Raw genomic sequence first — 14,754 nt, forward strand, 5'->3', positions numbered from 1 at the left:
GCCATCCTCAACGCGTCCATTGGGCCATCGGGTGGTCGAGCGCCGCAGCCCGTGCGTCCTTCGCGCGATAGACCGCGACGTTCTCAATGACGCGCTGCACGTAGTTGCGGGTCTCGCCGAAGGGGATCATCTCGATCCAGTCCAGCATGCGGACATTGCCCTGGCGGGGATCGCCATAGGTGACGAGCCACTCGTCCACGCGGCCGCTGCCGGCATTGTAGGCGGCGAAGGCGAAGGGCATGACGCCGCCGAAGCGGTCCAGCCGCTCCTGGATATAGGCGGCACCGAGCCGGATGTTGTGCGAAGGGTCGCTGGTCAGCCAGGCGGGCTGGTGGGGGATGCTGAGGCGGCGCGCGACGGATTGCGCGGTGGCGGGCAGCAGCTGCATCAGGCCGCGGGCATTGGCGGTGGAGACGGCCTCGCTCTCGAAATTGCTCTCCTGCCGGGTGATGGCGAAGACCACCGCGGGCTCGGCGCTGTTGGCGGGCGCGGGGTAGGGCATGGGCCAGCCATCCTCGACCAGCATCGCGCCATGGGCGCCCGCGCGGCGCGCCACCCAGACCGCCTGGTCCGGCCGGCCCATCGCGGTGGCGAGGCGGGCGACCAGCAGGCGCTCGGCATTGCTCGGCGCCGTGTCCTCCAGGCGCAGCAGGAAGAGGCGGCCGCGCCGGGCCTCTCCGAGTTCGCCGAGGGCGAGCAGCAGGCGCGGCAGCTCGCGGCTCATGAAGGCGCGGGCCTCGGCCTCGGTGGGCCGGGGGATGGCGAGGTTGTTGATGCGGGCCGAGATCTGCGCGCCGTTCTCGCCGAGCGCGAGTGCGCCCATCTGGCCGTAGAAGGTGACGGGGAAGCCCGCCGCGCGCTCGAAATGCGCGCGGGCGCGGGCCGGGTCGGCCTCGGCGCGGCCCTGCCAATAGGCGGCGCGGGCCTGGGTGATGGCGCTGCGGCTGCCCTCGGCCAGGCGCTGGAAATGCGGCATGGCGCGGGCCGGCTCGTTCAGCTGGCGCAACGCGATGAAGCCCGCCAGGAACTCCGCCTCCTGCCGGGGCTCGCCCGCCACCGTCTGGCCGTGCTGGGCGGCGACGGTGTAGGCGGCCTGCGGGTTGCCCAGGCGCATGAGCTTGCGTGCCAGCACCTGGCGCTCGGTCCAGATGGCGCGCTGCGCCTCGGGCGGGAGGTTGGCCTGTGAGGCGGCGCCGGCGGCCCAGGCGGCGGCGGCATCGGCATCGCGCTCGGCGCGTCGGAGCATGCGCGCGCGCTCCAGCGTCGCGCCCGCATCGCGCGCGGCGAGCTGGGGGTTGGGATCGCTGCCGGAGGAGGTGGCGTAGGCGAGGCGCAGCTCGGCCAGCGGGCGGCGCCCTGCGTCGAGCAGCGGCACCACGCGCTGCGCCGCGCCGAAATCGCGCCCGAAGGAGAGGCGGTTGAACCGGCGCCAATGCTCCTCGGGCGTCAGGAACTCGCCCGCGCGGGCGAGGAAGGCGGCCTCGGCGCTGGCATCGGCCGCCGTGTCCTCGGCCCAGGCGCGGCGGGCGGCGGCACGGGCCTCGGCCGCGCGGCCGCCATTCACCAGGGCGGTGACGTGGCGGGTGGCACCCTCCAGCGTGCGGGCGGGGCGGCCGGTGAAGAAGCGCAGCGCCAGCGCGTCATCCGGATCGGTCGCGAGCAGTTCCTCGGCGCGGCGGGCCAGCGCGTCCTGGCTCGGCCAGTCGCTGGCGCTCTCGATGAAGCCCACGATCTCGGCCGCGCTGCCCGCGCCGCCGCGCTGGGTGAGGCGCATCCAGGTGACCATCTTGGCGACCAGCGGGTCGGCCTGGGCGGCGGCGGATTGCGCTTCGCCCCAGCGCTGGGCCTGGGCGGCGGCCAGCGCCTGGCGGCCGGCCTCGCGCGCGGGCTGCGCGACGGCGGGTTGCGCGAAGGCGGGCTGGACGAGGAGGAAAAGCCCGAGGGCCAGGAGGAAAGGGCGCATGAGTATCTATTAGCGCGGTCCGGTTTCGACCAGAGCGATAAAACCGCCCGCCCGCGCGGCGGCCGGCGAAGTGGCCGCCGCGCGGGCGCGTCCCTCGCGCAAACTTCTTTGGATCGGCGTCACGCCTGGATAGATTAGGCGGGAGAAGCTGATGCGGTTATCGTGAATTCCCGGGCAATCGAAGAATTGAGATAAGGGCCTTCCGCCATGTCCATGACCGTTGCCGATGTTCTGGCCCAGGCCCTCGCGGAGGCCGGCGTGAAGCGGATCTGGGGGGTGACGGGCGACAGCCTGAACGGCCTCACCGACAGCCTCCGCCGGCTCGGCAAGATTGACTGGATGCATGTGCGGCACGAGGAGACCGCCGCATTCGCCGCCGGCGCGGAGGCGGCCATCACGGGCGAGCTCGCGGTCTGCGCGGGGAGTTGCGGGCCGGGGAACCTGCATCTCATCAACGGCCTGTTCGACTGCAAGCGCAATCACGTCCCCGTGCTGGCGATCGCGGCGCATATCCCGTCCTCCGAGGTCGGGCTCGGCTATTTCCAGGAGACGCATCCCCAGGAGCTGTTCCGGGAATGCGCGGATTTCATCGAATTGATCTCCAATCCGGCGCAGCTGCCCGGGGTGCTCTACCGGGCGCTCAACACGGCGGTCGGCCGCAAGGGTGTCTCGGTGCTCGTCCTGCCGGGCGATGTCGCGCTGCTGCCCGCCCCGGCGATGGGGCCCGCGCATGCCGCGCTGCCCAAGGCGCCACGCATCCTGCCGCCGGTCAGCGAGATCGAGCGCCTGGCCGCGACGCTGAACGCCTCCAAGACCGTGACCATCCTGGCCGGCAGCGGCTGCGCCGGCAGCCATGACGCGCTGGTCGCCCTCGCCGCGCGCCTGAAGGCGCCCATCGTGCATGCGCTGCGCGGCAAGGAGCATGTCGAATGGGACAACCCGTTTGACGTCGGGATGACCGGCTTCATCGGCTTCTCCTCCGGCTATCACGCGATGATGTCGTGCGACACGCTGCTGATGCTGGGCACCGATTTCCCCTATCGCGCCTTCTATCCGAAGGAGGCGAAGATCCTGCAGGTGGATCGAGACCCCGGTGCGCTCGGCAAGCGCGCGGCGTTGACGCAGGGCCTGGTGGGCGATGTGGACGGGACGATCTCGGCCCTCTTGCCGCTGCTGCAGGAGCGGACGGAGCGCCGCTTCCTCGATTCCGCCCTGCAGCACTACCGGCACGCGCGGAAGGAGCTGGATGACCTCGCGACACCCGCCGCACCGGGGCGGCCGATCCATCCGCAATACCTGGCCCGCCGAATCAGCGACCTCGCGGCGGACGATGCGATCTTCACCGCCGATGTGGGCACGCCCACGGTCTGGGCGGCGCGCTACCTCGCCATGAACGGCAAGCGCCGGCTGCTCGGCTCGTTCAACCATGGCTCGATGGCCAATGCCATGCTCCAGGCCATCGGCGCGCAGGCCGCGGCACCCGGGCGGCAGGTGGTCTCGCTCTCGGGCGATGGCGGCTTCAGCATGATGATGGGCGACTTCATCTCGCTCGTGCAGCTTGGGCTGCCGGTGAAGGTGGTGGTGGTGAACAATGGCTCGCTCGGCTTCGTGGCGCTGGAGATGAAGGCGGGTGGCTATCTCGACACCGGGACCGACCTGACCAACCCCGACTTCGCGGCGATGGCGACGGCGATGGGCGTGCTGGGCATCCGGGTGACGGACTCGGCTGAGGTGGACGCGGCGCTGCAACGGGCCTTCGCCCATCCCGGGCCGGCCCTGGTGGATGTGGTGACGGCCAAGCAGGAGCTGGTGATGCCGCCCAAGATCCACCTCGAGCAGGCCAAGGGGTTCGGCCTCTTCATGCTGAAGGCGGTGATGAATGGCCGCGGCGACGAGGTGGTGGACCTGGCCCGCAGCAATCTGCGGTTCTGAGCGGAGGCCCGGCCCGGCCCGCCAGGCTTCGCCGCGGGCCGGCTGGCCGCCGCTTCGGCATGTGCGCTTGTGACAAAGCCCGGTCGCTCCTAATTTGCGGGCAGCCACAAGGAAACACGCCATGTCCGCCACTCCGTTGCGCCTGCAGGGTCAGCTCACCGCCCTGATCACGCCCATGCGTCCCGATGGCGGCCTGGACGAGAAAGCCTTCGCCGATTTCGTGGAATGGCAGATCGCCGAGGGCATTGACGGCCTGGTGCCCGTCGGCACCACGGGCGAATCCCCCACGCTCAGCCATGACGAGCACAAGCGCGTCGTCGAGATCTGCGTCGAGGTCGCGCGCGGGCGGGTGCCCGTGGTGGCCGGTGCCGGCAGCAACAGCACGGCCGAGGCCATCGATTTCGCGCAGCATGCGAAGAAGGCCGGCGCGGATGCCACGCTGGTGGTGACGCCCTACTACAACAAGCCCACGCAGGAGGGCATGTTCCAGCACTTCATGGCCATCGCCGAGGCGGTGGACCTGCCCATGATCATCTACAACATCCCCGGCCGCAGCGTCGTGGACATGACCCCCGAGACGATGGGGCGGCTCGCCAAGCACAAGAACATCGTGGGCGTGAAGGATGCGACGGCGAATCTCGCGCGTCCGCTGCACCAGCGCGCGACCTGCGGGGCGGATTTCATCCAGCTCTCGGGCGAGGACCACACGATGCTGGCCTTCAACGCCTCGGGCGGGCATGGCTGCATCTCCGTCACCTCCAACATCGCGCCCCGCCTCTGCGCCGATCTGCAGCGCGCTTGGCGCGAGGGCCGCGTCTGCGAGGCGATGCAGATCCAGGACCGCCTGCTGCCGGTGCATGACGCGCTGTTCTGCGAGACCTCGCCGGGCCCCGTGAAATACGCGGCGAGCCTGCTCGGCAAGAGCAGCGCCTTCTGCCGCCTGCCGCTGGCGCCCATCGCGGAGAGCACGCGCGTGCGCGTGGAGGCCGCGATGCGTGGAGCCGGCCTCCTCAATTGATGGCGCAAGTTCCCCGGAAGAAGCCCATCATCAGCACGGGCACGGCGGCGCAGAACCGCCGTGCGCGCTATGACTACAAGATCGGGCCGACCTATGAGGCCGGCCTCGTGCTGCACGGGCCGGAGGTGAAGAGCCTGCGCCTCGGCCGCGCGTCGATCGCCGAGGCCTGGGCCGGGGAGCGCGAGGGGGAGATGTTCCTCTTCGGCTGCCACATCCCGGAATACCAGGCCGGCAGCTTCATGGCGAAGTTCGATCCGGTGCGGCCGAAGAAGCTGCTGCTGCACCAGAAGCAGATCCGCGAACTCGTCGGCGCCATCACGCGCGAGGGCGCCACGCTGGTGCCGCTGGAAATCCTGTTCAACGAGAAGGGGCGCGCCAAGGTGCTGCTCGGCCTCGCGCAGGGCAAGAAGATGCATGACAAGCGCGCCGACATCGCCAAGCGCGACTGGCAGCGCGACAAGGCGCGGCTGATGCGCAACAAGGGCGGCGAATGATGCGCCGCCTCGCCGCGGCCGCGCTGCTGCTGCCGCTGCTGGGCGCCTGCGCCATCGCGGAATCCGACCTCAGCGCCGGGCAGGCGGGCGAGACGGTGCGCTTGGCGGCCGCGCATGTGCCGGGCGGCCTTTACACGCGCATCTGCGCGCCACCGCCGGGCGCGCCGCCGGGCCACCTCGTGCTGGTCAACCACGGCTCGCCGGGCGATGCGGCCATCCGGCCCGCCATGCGCCCCGCCTCCTGCCAGAGCGAGGCGGTGCGCTGGTTCACCGCGCGCGGCCATCTCGTCGCGCTGCCGATGCGGCGCGGCTATGGCCTCACCGGCGGCACCTGGGCCGAGGGCTATGGCCCCTGCGCCGCGCCCGATTACGCGCGGGCCGGGCGCGAGACGGCGCGGGACATCCTGGCCGCGACGCGCGCCATGCAGGCCCGGCCGGGCACGCCCCCCGGGCCCGCCATCATCGTCGGCCAATCCGCCGGCGGTTGGGGCGCGCTGGCGCTGGCGGCCGAAAACCCCGGCGAGGTGGCGCGCATCGTGAACATGGCGGGCGGGCGCGGCGGGCGGCAGAACGACCAGCCGGACAGTGTCTGCCGGCCCGAGAGCCTGGTGCAGGCGGCGGGCGGCTTCGGCGCGACCGCGCGGATCCCGACGCTCTGGATCTATGCCGAGAATGACAGCTTCTTCGCGCCCGGCCTGGCGCGTGCCATGGCGGGCGCCTACCGCGTGGCGGGCGGGCCGCTCACGCTGCGGCAGAAGCCCGCCTTCGGACGGGACGGGCACGGGCTCTTCTTCGGCCAGGGCGGCAGCGCGATCTGGGGCCCGGAGGTCGAGGCCTTCCTGCGCTGATCGCCCGGTTCAGCGGGTGGCGGCCTCCAGGAAGCGCAGCAGGGCCGCCATGTCCTCGGCATTGCCCACGCGCTGCACCGGCATGCGGGTGCCGGGCGTCACGATGTCCGGGCCGCGCGTGAAAAGATCCGCCACGGTCTCCGGCGTCCAGATGATGTCGCCCTGGGCCAGGCGTTCCGAATAGGCATAGCCCGCCACGCTGCCCATGCGGCGGCCGAAGAGCTGGTGCAGATGCGGCCCGGCCATCGGGCCGCTGTCGGGGCGCAGCGCGTGGCAGGCCTGGCAGGCGCGCCAGACCTCGGCGCCGTGGCGGTCGAGGCCGGCGGGCAGCGCCTCCTCCACCTCGGGCGCCAGCGGGCCGAGGGGGCGGGCATTGGCGGCATCCCAGCGGCGCACCCGGCGGTCCTGCCCGCCGGTCCAGAGGGTACGGCCATCGGCGGCGAAGAGGGCGGACCAGACCGGCAGGCCCGGCCCATCCAGCCGATGGCGCAGCCGCCCCGAGGGCAGGTCGTAGAGCGACACGCCGCCGCCGATGCTGGCGACGGCCAGGGTCCTTCCATCCGGGCTCGCGGCCAGCGCCACCACCGGTCGCGGCGCGGCATGGACCGCCCGCTGCGTGCCGTCGGGCTGGACCAGATGGACCGTGCCATCCACCCCGGCGGCGGCGAGGCTGCCATCGGGCAGCGCCAGCAGCGCGTTCTGCGGGAAGCCGAATTCGGCAATGGTGGCCGGCGTGCCATCGGCCTCCCAGCGGCGCAGCGTGCCATCCTGCCCGGCGCTGACCAGCACATCGCCCAGGAAGGCGACCGCGTTCACATTGCCCTGGTGCCCCTGCAGCACGCGGGCCGTGCCGGTGGCGAGGTCCCACAGGCGGACCGTTCCGTCCCAGGCGGCGGAGGCCAGCACGCCAGGGCGCGCGGCCAGGCCCGCCACCGGCTCTGAATGGCCTTCCAGCACCAGGGCAGGTGCCTCCGCGTCACCCCAGATGGCGATGCGCGCATCCTCGCCGGCCGAGGCGAGGCGGCCATCGGGCAGCGCCACCAGCGCATTCACCGCGCCCTGGTGCCAGCGGATGACGCGCTCGGCCCGCCCCGTCGCCGGATTCCAGAGGATCACGGCCTGGTCGAAGCCCGCCGATGCGAGGCGCGGGCCCAGCAGGGCCAGGGCGCGGACCGGCCCGCCATGGCCGGCCAGATCCTGCGCCGGGGCGGGGCTGGCGGAAAGCGCGAGGAGAATCAGCAGGAAGCGGAAGGGCATCGCGTATTTTCGCCAGGGCCGTGGCGCGCGCCAAGCCGGCAGCGGCGACAGGCGTGAGGAAATCCTTGCTTTCAGGGTTGCTATAAATTACCACTCGGCAATCATTCGGACATCTAGGAGACGTTCATGCCGGCCCAAGGCGAGAAAGACAAGGTTGCGGTCGTCGTCCTCCTGCTCGGCGTGGTTCTGGCCGTCGCCGCCACCTTCCTGCCGGTCATCCAGGTCGCCGGCCGCAGCGAGCTGCTGACCATGACGACCTGGGACGTGCTGCCCTGGTTCACCAAGCTGAAATTCGTGGCGCTGGCCCTGCTGCTGGCCGCGGCCTTCCTGCCGCAGCTGCACAAGTGGCGCATGCTGATCGCGGTCATCGCCGTGGTCATGGTCTTCCTGCCGGCGATCTCGGCCTTCATCTCCGCGCTCTACGCCTGGGGCACGGTGCGGGCCGACATCGTCCGCCTCTCGGGCCAGCGCACGCCCTTCGTGCATCCGGGCATCGCGAACCTGGTCCTCGTCGCCGCGGCGCTGATGGTCAGCTACGCCGTCTGGCGCATCGAGACGCTGGGCCAGAAGAGCGAGCCGGCCGGCGAGATGGCCGAGGCCTGAGCCGCATCGCCGGGGGTGCCTTCCGCATTCCCCGGCAAGCCGCTTTGCGTTACACCCGCGCCTGACAGATTGGGGTGCAAGCGCATGGATGGGTATTTCTTCGAGGATCTCTCGCTCGGCCAGAGCGCCAGCTTCGGCAAGACCATCACCGAGGCCGACATCCTCCTCTTCGCCGGCGTCTCCGGCGACACCAACCCGGTCCACATCAATGCCGAAGTCGCCGCCGCCTCCATGTTCAAGGAGCGGATCGCGCATGGCATGCTCTCCGCCAGCCTGATCTCCACCGTGCTCGGCACGCGGCTGCCGGGGGCGGGGACCATCTATCTGGGCCAGAACCTGAAGTTCCGCGCGCCGGTGAAGATCGGCGAGACGGTGACGGCGACGGTGACCGTGACCGCGCTCGATGCGGCGAAGAAGCGCGTGACGCTCAGCACGGTCTGCACCGTGGCGGGCAAGCCGGTGATCGATGGCGAGGCGACGGTGATGGTGCCCTCGCGTGGCTGAGGCTTCGGCGGGGGTGAACCTCCGGCGCGTCTGCGTCTTCTGCGGCGCCCAGCCGGGGCATGATCCGGTGCATGCGGGCCTCGCCGCCGATCTCGGCCGCGCCATCGCGGCGCGCGGCCTCGGCCTCGTCTATGGCGGCGGCAAGGTGGGCCTCATGGGCATCGTGGCCGATGCGGCGCTGAAGGGGGGCGCCGAGGTGATCGGTGTGATCCCCGAGGCGCTGATGGACCGGGAGCTCGGCCATGGCGGCGTGACGGATCTGCGCGTCGTCCCCTCCATGCATGTCCGCAAGGCGATGATGAACGACCTCTCGGATGGCTTCGTCGTGCTGCCGGGCGGCATCGGGACGCTCGAGGAGAGTGTCGAGATCCAGTCCTGGGCGCAGCTCGGCATCCATGCCAAGGGCCTCGTCTATCTCGACGTGGATGACTACTGGGCGCCCTTCTTCGCCCTGCTGGAACGAATGACCGAAGGGGGCTTCGTGCGGCCGCAGCATGCGGGCCTGGCGCTGCGGGCGCGGACGCCCGAGGCGGCGCTGGATGCGCTGGCCGGCTGGACGCCGCCCACCGTGACCCGCTGGATGACGCAGAAAGAGACATGAGCGCGCCCGTGATCGTCACCGACTGGCGCGCCGTACCGCCCGCGCTGCGGGGGGGCACGCTGGCGCTCGGCAACCTCGATGGCGTGCATCTGGGCCATGCGGCGGTGCTGGCCGCGGCGCATCAGGCGCGGCCGGACCTGGCGCTTGGCGCGCTTACCTTCGAGCCGCATCCGCGCGAGCATTTCCGCCCCGATGACCCGCCGTTCCGGCTCACCCTGCTGCCCGCCAAGGCGGCGGCGCTGGGGGCGGCGGGGGCGCGCGTCGTCGTCGCGCTGCCCTTCGGGCCGGAGCTGGCCGCCATGTCGGCGCGGGATTTCGTCGCACAGGTGCTGCACCAGGCGCTGGATGCGAAGCACCTGGCCTGCGGCCCGGATTTCGCCTTCGGCCATCGCCGTGGCGGGGATGTCGGCTTCCTGCGCCAGATCGCCGAGGAACTGGGCATCGGCCTCTCCATCGTGCCGCATGTGGCCGATGGCGAGGGCACCATCAGCTCCACCCGCATCCGCCGCCTGCTGCAGGATGGCTATCCCGAGCGCGCGGCAGCCCTGCTGGGCCGGCCCTTTTCCATCGTCGGGCCCGTCACGCATGGCGATGCGCGCGGGCGGACCATCGGCTTTCCCACGGCGAACATCCCGCTCGGCCGCCACCTGGAGCCGGCGCGCGGGGTCTATGCGGTGCGGGCCACGCTGCCCGATGGGCGGGTGGTGCCCGGCGTCGCCAATCTCGGCCGGCGGCCGACGCTGGGGGGCGATCCCGTCTCGCGGCTGGAGGCGCATCTGTTTGACCTGGCCGAGGATCTCTACGGCCAGGAACTGCGGGTGGCGCTCACCGCCTTCATCCGGGAGGAGCGGAAATTCCCCGACTTCCCGGCGCTCGTCGCGCAGATCCGGGCGGATGCGGCCACCGCGCGGAAGCTGCTGGGCGCCTGACCGCCAGAGGAAGCGGCGTTCACCCCGCCGGGCCTGGCCGGTGCCGGGCGGGGGCTTCGGCCTTTCGGCGACCCCGCCTCAGCACATCATGCTTCAGACACCGCCCGGGAGTTCGACGCGCACCAGATGCGCGGGCAGGCCGCGCCGCTCGAGCAGGCCGCCCGAGGCGGAGATGTAGAGGAGTTGCCCGCCCCCCGGCCGCGGCGCCAGGGCGACGGCGGTGCAGCCCGCGATGTCGGGCGTCTGCAGCAGCGGGCTGACGGCGCCGCCGGGGCTGACCCGCAGCACCACATCGCCATGCGTCGCGGCGAGGAAGCCGCCATCGGGCAGCACCACGAAATCATCCACGCCGGGCAGTGTCGCCACCTGCTGGGCGGGGCCGCCCGGCCGGCCCTCGGCGCCCAGCGGCAGGCGCCAGATGCCGGGCCGGGCGGAATTGGAGAAGAAGAGCGCGCCCGCGGCGATCTGCAGGCCGTTCACGCCGGGCAGGCCGGGGCGGGCCGCGTCGGGCGCCATCTCGGGCAGTTCGAGCCAGGGGCTGGCGGTGCCGCCCGCGAGGTCGAGGCGCCAGATGCGGCCGCGGCCGCTATCGGCGATGAGATAGGCGCCCTCGGCGAGGCGCACCATGCCATTGGGGAAGCCTGCCTCCGGGAGCGGGATGCGGTGGCCGGGCCGGCCCTCGGCGCTGAGGAACTGCACCGCGCCGCTGCCCGCGAGGCGCGCCCCCTCGGTGAAGGCCACGCCATGCAGCACGAGCAGGACGCCGCCCGGCGCGGGGGCGAGCGAGACGGGGTGGCCCTGGATGCGTGCAAAGACCGCCTGGCCCGCCGCCTCCGACCAGATGCCGACCTCGCCCGCGAAATAGCTCGTGAACAGCACCGCGCCATCGGGGCGGACCAGCAGGTTCTCCAGGAAATGGCCGGAGGGGTAGAGCGCCACCACCCGATGCGCCGGCGCCTGGGTCTGGGCCTCGGCGGTAGGGGGCAGCGCAAGGGCCGGTGGCAGCGCAAGGGCGGTGCGGCGGGGCAGGATCATGGACGGGCCACCTCACGGGACTGGCCGAAACCGTCCCATGCAGGGAAGAAGCGCGCCAAGTGACAATCCCGTGACCTTGTGCGCCCTTGACCGGAAGGCCCCGGACTCCGCATACGAACGGGATGCGCGTGAGCTTGCTTCGCCCTTCCCGAATTCGGCGCCCGGCCTTCGCCTGAAGGCCGGGATCAGACCCGCACGCCCATTCCTTTCCGCGCCGAGCGCGACCCGAGATCCTCATGAACGACGCCCCTGATTCTCCCGCCTCCGACCAGAAGGGGCGCGATTACCGCAAGACGGTCTTCCTGCCGCAGACCGGCTTCCCGATGAAGGCGGACCTGCCCAACCGCGAGCCGAAGCTGCTCGCCCGATGGGCCGCGGCCGGGAGCTGGAACCGTCTGCGCGAGAAGTCCCAGGGCCGCCCGCCCTTCGTGCTGCATGACGGCCCTCCCTATGCGAACGGGCCGCTGCATATCGGCCACGCGCTGAACAAGATCCTGAAGGATGTGATCAACCGCGCCGCGCAGATGTCGGGCACGGACGCCAACTACGTGCCCGGCTGGGACTGCCACGGCCTGCCGATCGAATGGAAGGTCGAGGAGGAATACCGCGCGAAGAAGCTCGACAAGGACCAGGTGCCGGTCCTCGAGTTCCGCGCCGAATGCCGCGCCTATGCGGCCAAGTGGCTCGCCGTGCAGTCGGAGGAGTTCCAGCGCCTGGGCGTCGCCGGCGATTGGGCGAACCGCTACGCGACGATGGATTTCGCCTCTGAATCCGTGATCGTCGAGGAGATCGGCCGCTTCCTGATGAACGGCTCGCTCTATCGCGGCCTGCGCCCCGTCATGTGGAGCCCGGTCGAGAAGACGGCGCTGGCCGAGGCCGAGATCGAGTACATGGACCATGTCTCGCCCACGCTGCACGCGCTGTTCCGCGTGCTGCGGGCGCCCGCCATGCCCGAGCTGGCGGGCAGCGACGTGGTGATCTGGACGACGACGCCCTGGACCATCCCGGGCAACCGCGCGCTCGCCTATGGGCCCGAGATCCAGTACGCGCTGCTGCATGTGGACCATGTGAACGAGGGCGCGCTGGTGAAGCCGGGCGCGCGCCTCGTCGTGGCCCTGGCGCTGCTGCCGCAATTCTGCGCCGAGGCCGGCATTGCGACGCACACGCTGATCAAGACCTTCCCTGGCACCGCCTTCGCGGGGGCCGCCTGCGCCGCCCCGCTGCGCGGCCATGCCGGCGCCTACGGCCATGAGGCGCTGATGCTGGCGGGCGACTACGTGACCGATGACGCGGGCACCGGCATCGTCCACATCGCGCCCAGCCATGGCGAGGAGGATTTCGCGCTGGTGGTGGCGCATAATCGCGCGCACCCCGAGGCGCGGATCGAGATCCCCGAATGCGTGGGCGATGACGGCACCTACACCCTCCAGGCGCCGGGCTTCGAGGGCATCCATGTGTTCCGCGCCCATGAGCCGGTCTATGCGGCCATGACGGCGCTCGGCACGCTGGCGGCCAAGGGCAAGCTGAACCACAGCTACCCGCATAGCTGGCGCTCCAAGAAGCCGGTGATCTATCGCGCGACGCCGCAATGGTTCATCGCGATGGATGACGGCAACCAGATCCGCCAGAAGTCGCTGGACGCCATCGCCGCCACGCATTTCGTGCCCGATATCGGCCGCAACCGCATCGGCGCGATGGTGGCCGGGCGCCCCGACTGGTGCATCAGCCGCCAGCGCGCCTGGGGCGTGCCGATTGCCGTCTTCGTCGAGAAGCGCACCGGCGAGGTGCTGCGCGATGCATCGGTGATGCAGCGGATCGTGGACGCCTTCCGCACCGAGGGCGCCGATGCCTGGTACCAGCCGGATGCCGCGGCCCGCTTCCTGGGCAATGAGCGCAACCCGGACGATTACGAGCAGGTGATGGACATCGTGGATGTCTGGTTCGAGAGCGGCAGCACGCACGCCTTCGTCCTGCCGCCGCGCAACCTGCCCTTCCCGGCGGATCTCTACCTGGAGGGCTCGGACCAGCATCGCGGCTGGTTCCAGTCCTCGCTGCTGGAGTCGGTCGGCACGCGGGGCGTGGCACCCTTCAAGGCCATCCTCACTCACGGATTCGTGCTGGATGAGAGCGGGCGGAAGATGTCGAAGTCGCTCGGCAACGTCACCGCGCCGCAGGAGGTGATGACCAAGTATGGCGCCGATATCCTGCGCCTCTGGGTGATGAATTCCGACACGGCCGAGGATCTGCGCATCGGCAAGAACATCCTGGAGCAGCAGGCGGAGCTCTATCGCCGCCTGCGCAACACGCTGCGCTGGCTCTTGGGCAACCTCGCGGGCTTCGAGGAGAGCGAGCGCGTGCCGGTGGCGGAGATGCCGGAACTGGAGCGCTGGGTGCTGCACCGCCTGACGGAGCTGGATGGCCGCATCCGCAAGGCCGCGAAGGATTACGACTGGAACGGCGTCGTGCCCGAGATCCACGCCTTCTGCGCGACCGATCTCAGCGCCTTCTACTTCGACATCCGCAAGGACAGTCTCTACTGCGACGCGAAGGACAGCCTGCGCCGCCGCAGCGCCCGGACCGTGCTGGACCAGCTGCATCGCTGCCTCTGCGCCTGGCTCGCCCCCGTGCTGGTCTTCACGGCGGAGGAGGCCTGGCTCTCGCGCTTCGGCGAGGAGGCCCTGAGCATCCACCAGCAGGATTTCCCGACGCTGCCGGCCGAGTGGCGGGATGAGGCGCTGGCGGCGCGCTGGGTGGAGATCCGCCGCATCCGCAAGCTCGTCACCGCGAGCCTGGAGGATCACCGGCGGGATGGGCTCTTCGGCTCCTCCCTGCAGGCGCGGATCGGCCTGACCCTCCCGGGCCAGACGCTCAGCGCCGAGGAATGGGCGGAGATCCTCATCGTCTCCCAGGCCGAGCTGGGGCAGGGGGAGGAGGTGGCGCTCGATGTCGCGCTCGCCCCCGGCGCCAAGTGCGAGCGCTGCTGGCGCGTGCTGCCCGAGGTGGGCGCCTCCGCCGCGCATCCCACGCTCTGCCTGCGCTGCGAAGCGGCGGTGGAGGGCTGATGGCCTCCACGCTGCGGACCGGCCTCGTCTTCGCCGCCATCCTCCTGGTGGCCGACCAGGCGAGCAAGTACTGGATCCTGGAGGTGGTGAACCTGCCCGAGCGGCGGAACATCCCGTTGCTGGAGCTGGGGCCTGTGGGGCTCGACCTCACCATGGTGTGGAATCGCGGCGTCACCTTCGGACTTTTCTCGGGCGAGGGGGCCTGGAACCACCTGATCCTGGCCGCCCTCGCGCTCGTTGTGGCGGGGTTCCTGCTGCGCTGGCTGGCGCGCTCGGAAACCCGGCTCGTCACCTATGCTCTGGGGGCGGTGATCGGCGGGGCCATCGGCAATGTGATTGACCGCATGCGCTTCGGCGCCGTGGTGGATTTCGTGGATGTTCACGCCTGGGGCTGGCACTGGTATGTCTTCAACGTCGCTGATGCGGCGATCGTCTGCGGCGTCCTGGCCCTGGTGGCGGATGCCTTGATCCGGCCGGAAAGCAAGCGCAAAGAGGCTCCATGATGATG

Annotated in this window: 13 protein-coding genes; 10 read left to right on the forward strand and 3 right to left on the reverse strand. The window is 71.1% G+C overall.

Translation table 11 applies throughout. The annotated features are described in order from the left end of the window. Nucleotides 1–7 precede the first annotated feature (7 nt). The gene (locus tag R9Z33_RS10105) at nucleotides 8–1,963 is read right to left on the reverse strand and encodes a lytic transglycosylase domain-containing protein (RefSeq protein ID WP_318651168.1); all 1,956 of its coding nucleotides are present in this window, start codon (nucleotides 1,961–1,963) and stop codon (nucleotides 8–10) included. 207 nt (nucleotides 1,964–2,170) lie between these two features. Between R9Z33_RS10105 and poxB the strand changes: the two genes are divergently transcribed. The 4 genes from poxB (at nucleotide 2,171) to R9Z33_RS10125 (ending at nucleotide 6,255) form a co-directional block, all read left to right on the forward strand. After that, on the forward strand, nucleotides 2,171–3,895 hold the full coding sequence (gene poxB / locus R9Z33_RS10110) for a ubiquinone-dependent pyruvate dehydrogenase (protein ID WP_318651169.1): 1,725 nt from the start codon (nucleotides 2,171–2,173) through the stop codon (nucleotides 3,893–3,895). Nucleotides 3,896–4,016: 121 nt separating this feature from the next. Further along, on the forward strand, nucleotides 4,017–4,913 hold the full coding sequence (gene dapA / locus R9Z33_RS10115; RefSeq protein WP_318651170.1) for a 4-hydroxy-tetrahydrodipicolinate synthase: 897 nt from the start codon (nucleotides 4,017–4,019) through the stop codon (nucleotides 4,911–4,913). Next, entirely contained in the window at nucleotides 4,913–5,407 is a 495-nt protein-coding gene (gene smpB / locus R9Z33_RS10120; RefSeq protein ID WP_318651171.1) for an SsrA-binding protein SmpB, read from the forward strand. The genes dapA and smpB overlap by 1 nt, the downstream gene beginning before the upstream one ends. Further along, nucleotides 5,407–6,255 (forward strand): alpha/beta hydrolase family protein, encoded by an 849-nt coding sequence (locus R9Z33_RS10125; protein WP_318651172.1) that lies wholly within the window; start codon nucleotides 5,407–5,409, stop codon nucleotides 6,253–6,255. Before smpB ends, R9Z33_RS10125 begins: the two co-directional genes overlap by 1 nt. A gap of 9 nt (nucleotides 6,256–6,264) precedes the next feature. Here R9Z33_RS10125 and R9Z33_RS10130 read toward each other — a convergent pair whose 3' ends face one another. Then, nucleotides 6,265–7,512, reverse strand: coding sequence for a hypothetical protein (locus R9Z33_RS10130; protein WP_318651173.1), 1,248 nt, complete (start codon nucleotides 7,510–7,512; stop codon nucleotides 6,265–6,267). Between the two features lie 126 nt (nucleotides 7,513–7,638). Between R9Z33_RS10130 and R9Z33_RS10135 the strand changes: the two genes are divergently transcribed. The 4 genes from R9Z33_RS10135 (at nucleotide 7,639) to R9Z33_RS10150 (ending at nucleotide 10,149) form a co-directional block, all read left to right on the forward strand. After that, on the forward strand, nucleotides 7,639–8,115 hold the full coding sequence (locus tag R9Z33_RS10135; protein WP_318651174.1) for a hypothetical protein: 477 nt from the start codon (nucleotides 7,639–7,641) through the stop codon (nucleotides 8,113–8,115). Nucleotides 8,116–8,199: 84 nt separating this feature from the next. Further along, entirely contained in the window at nucleotides 8,200–8,619 is a 420-nt protein-coding gene (locus R9Z33_RS10140) for a MaoC family dehydratase (protein WP_318651175.1), read from the forward strand. Next, on the forward strand, nucleotides 8,612–9,220 hold the full coding sequence (locus tag R9Z33_RS10145) for an LOG family protein (RefSeq protein ID WP_318651176.1): 609 nt from the start codon (nucleotides 8,612–8,614) through the stop codon (nucleotides 9,218–9,220). Before R9Z33_RS10140 ends, R9Z33_RS10145 begins: the two co-directional genes overlap by 8 nt. Next, on the forward strand, nucleotides 9,217–10,149 hold the full coding sequence (locus tag R9Z33_RS10150) for a bifunctional riboflavin kinase/FAD synthetase (RefSeq protein ID WP_318651177.1): 933 nt from the start codon (nucleotides 9,217–9,219) through the stop codon (nucleotides 10,147–10,149). Before R9Z33_RS10145 ends, R9Z33_RS10150 begins: the two co-directional genes overlap by 4 nt. Nucleotides 10,150–10,242: 93 nt before the next feature. Here the strand turns inward: R9Z33_RS10150 and R9Z33_RS10155 are convergent, their stop codons facing one another. Beyond that, nucleotides 10,243–11,184, reverse strand: coding sequence for an SMP-30/gluconolactonase/LRE family protein (locus R9Z33_RS10155; protein ID WP_318651178.1), 942 nt, complete (start codon nucleotides 11,182–11,184; stop codon nucleotides 10,243–10,245). 236 nt (nucleotides 11,185–11,420) lie between these two features. On the opposite strand from R9Z33_RS10155, the gene ileS reads away from it, so the two are divergent. Both ileS and lspA read left to right on the forward strand, forming a co-directional pair. Beyond that, the gene (gene ileS / locus R9Z33_RS10160; protein WP_318651179.1) at nucleotides 11,421–14,246 is read left to right on the forward strand and encodes an isoleucine--tRNA ligase; all 2,826 of its coding nucleotides are present in this window, start codon (nucleotides 11,421–11,423) and stop codon (nucleotides 14,244–14,246) included. After that, a complete protein-coding gene (gene lspA, locus R9Z33_RS10165) occupies nucleotides 14,246–14,749 on the forward strand; it encodes a signal peptidase II (protein WP_318651180.1) in 504 nt (167 codons plus the stop codon). Before ileS ends, lspA begins: the two co-directional genes overlap by 1 nt. Nucleotides 14,750–14,754: the final 5 nt, after the last annotated feature.

Origin of the sequence: Sediminicoccus rosea, from assembly GCF_033547095.1 — a bacterium.
Classification (GTDB): Bacteria; Pseudomonadota; Alphaproteobacteria; order Acetobacterales; family Acetobacteraceae; genus Roseococcus; species Roseococcus rosea.

Bases quoted from the DNA above. Each gene is read 5' to 3' on its own strand.
- R9Z33_RS10105 (WP_318651168.1), bottom strand. From the start codon at position 1,963: ATGCGCCCTTTCCTCCTGGCCCTCGGGCTTTTCCTCCTCGTCCAGCCC.
- poxB (WP_318651169.1), top strand. From the start codon at position 2,171: ATGTCCATGACCGTTGCCGATGTTCTGGCCCAGGCCCTCGCGGAGGCC.
- dapA (WP_318651170.1), top strand. From the start codon at position 4,017: ATGTCCGCCACTCCGTTGCGCCTGCAGGGTCAGCTCACCGCCCTGATC.
- smpB (WP_318651171.1), top strand. From the start codon at position 4,913: ATGGCGCAAGTTCCCCGGAAGAAGCCCATCATCAGCACGGGCACGGCG.
- R9Z33_RS10125 (WP_318651172.1), top strand. From the start codon at position 5,407: ATGCGCCGCCTCGCCGCGGCCGCGCTGCTGCTGCCGCTGCTGGGCGCC.
- R9Z33_RS10130 (WP_318651173.1), bottom strand. From the start codon at position 7,512: ATGCCCTTCCGCTTCCTGCTGATTCTCCTCGCGCTTTCCGCCAGCCCC.
- R9Z33_RS10135 (WP_318651174.1), top strand. From the start codon at position 7,639: ATGCCGGCCCAAGGCGAGAAAGACAAGGTTGCGGTCGTCGTCCTCCTG.
- R9Z33_RS10140 (WP_318651175.1), top strand. From the start codon at position 8,200: ATGGATGGGTATTTCTTCGAGGATCTCTCGCTCGGCCAGAGCGCCAGC.
- R9Z33_RS10150 (WP_318651177.1), top strand. From the start codon at position 9,217: ATGAGCGCGCCCGTGATCGTCACCGACTGGCGCGCCGTACCGCCCGCG.
- R9Z33_RS10155 (WP_318651178.1), bottom strand. From the start codon at position 11,184: ATGATCCTGCCCCGCCGCACCGCCCTTGCGCTGCCACCGGCCCTTGCG.
- ileS (WP_318651179.1), top strand. From the start codon at position 11,421: ATGAACGACGCCCCTGATTCTCCCGCCTCCGACCAGAAGGGGCGCGAT.
- lspA (WP_318651180.1), top strand. From the start codon at position 14,246: ATGGCCTCCACGCTGCGGACCGGCCTCGTCTTCGCCGCCATCCTCCTG.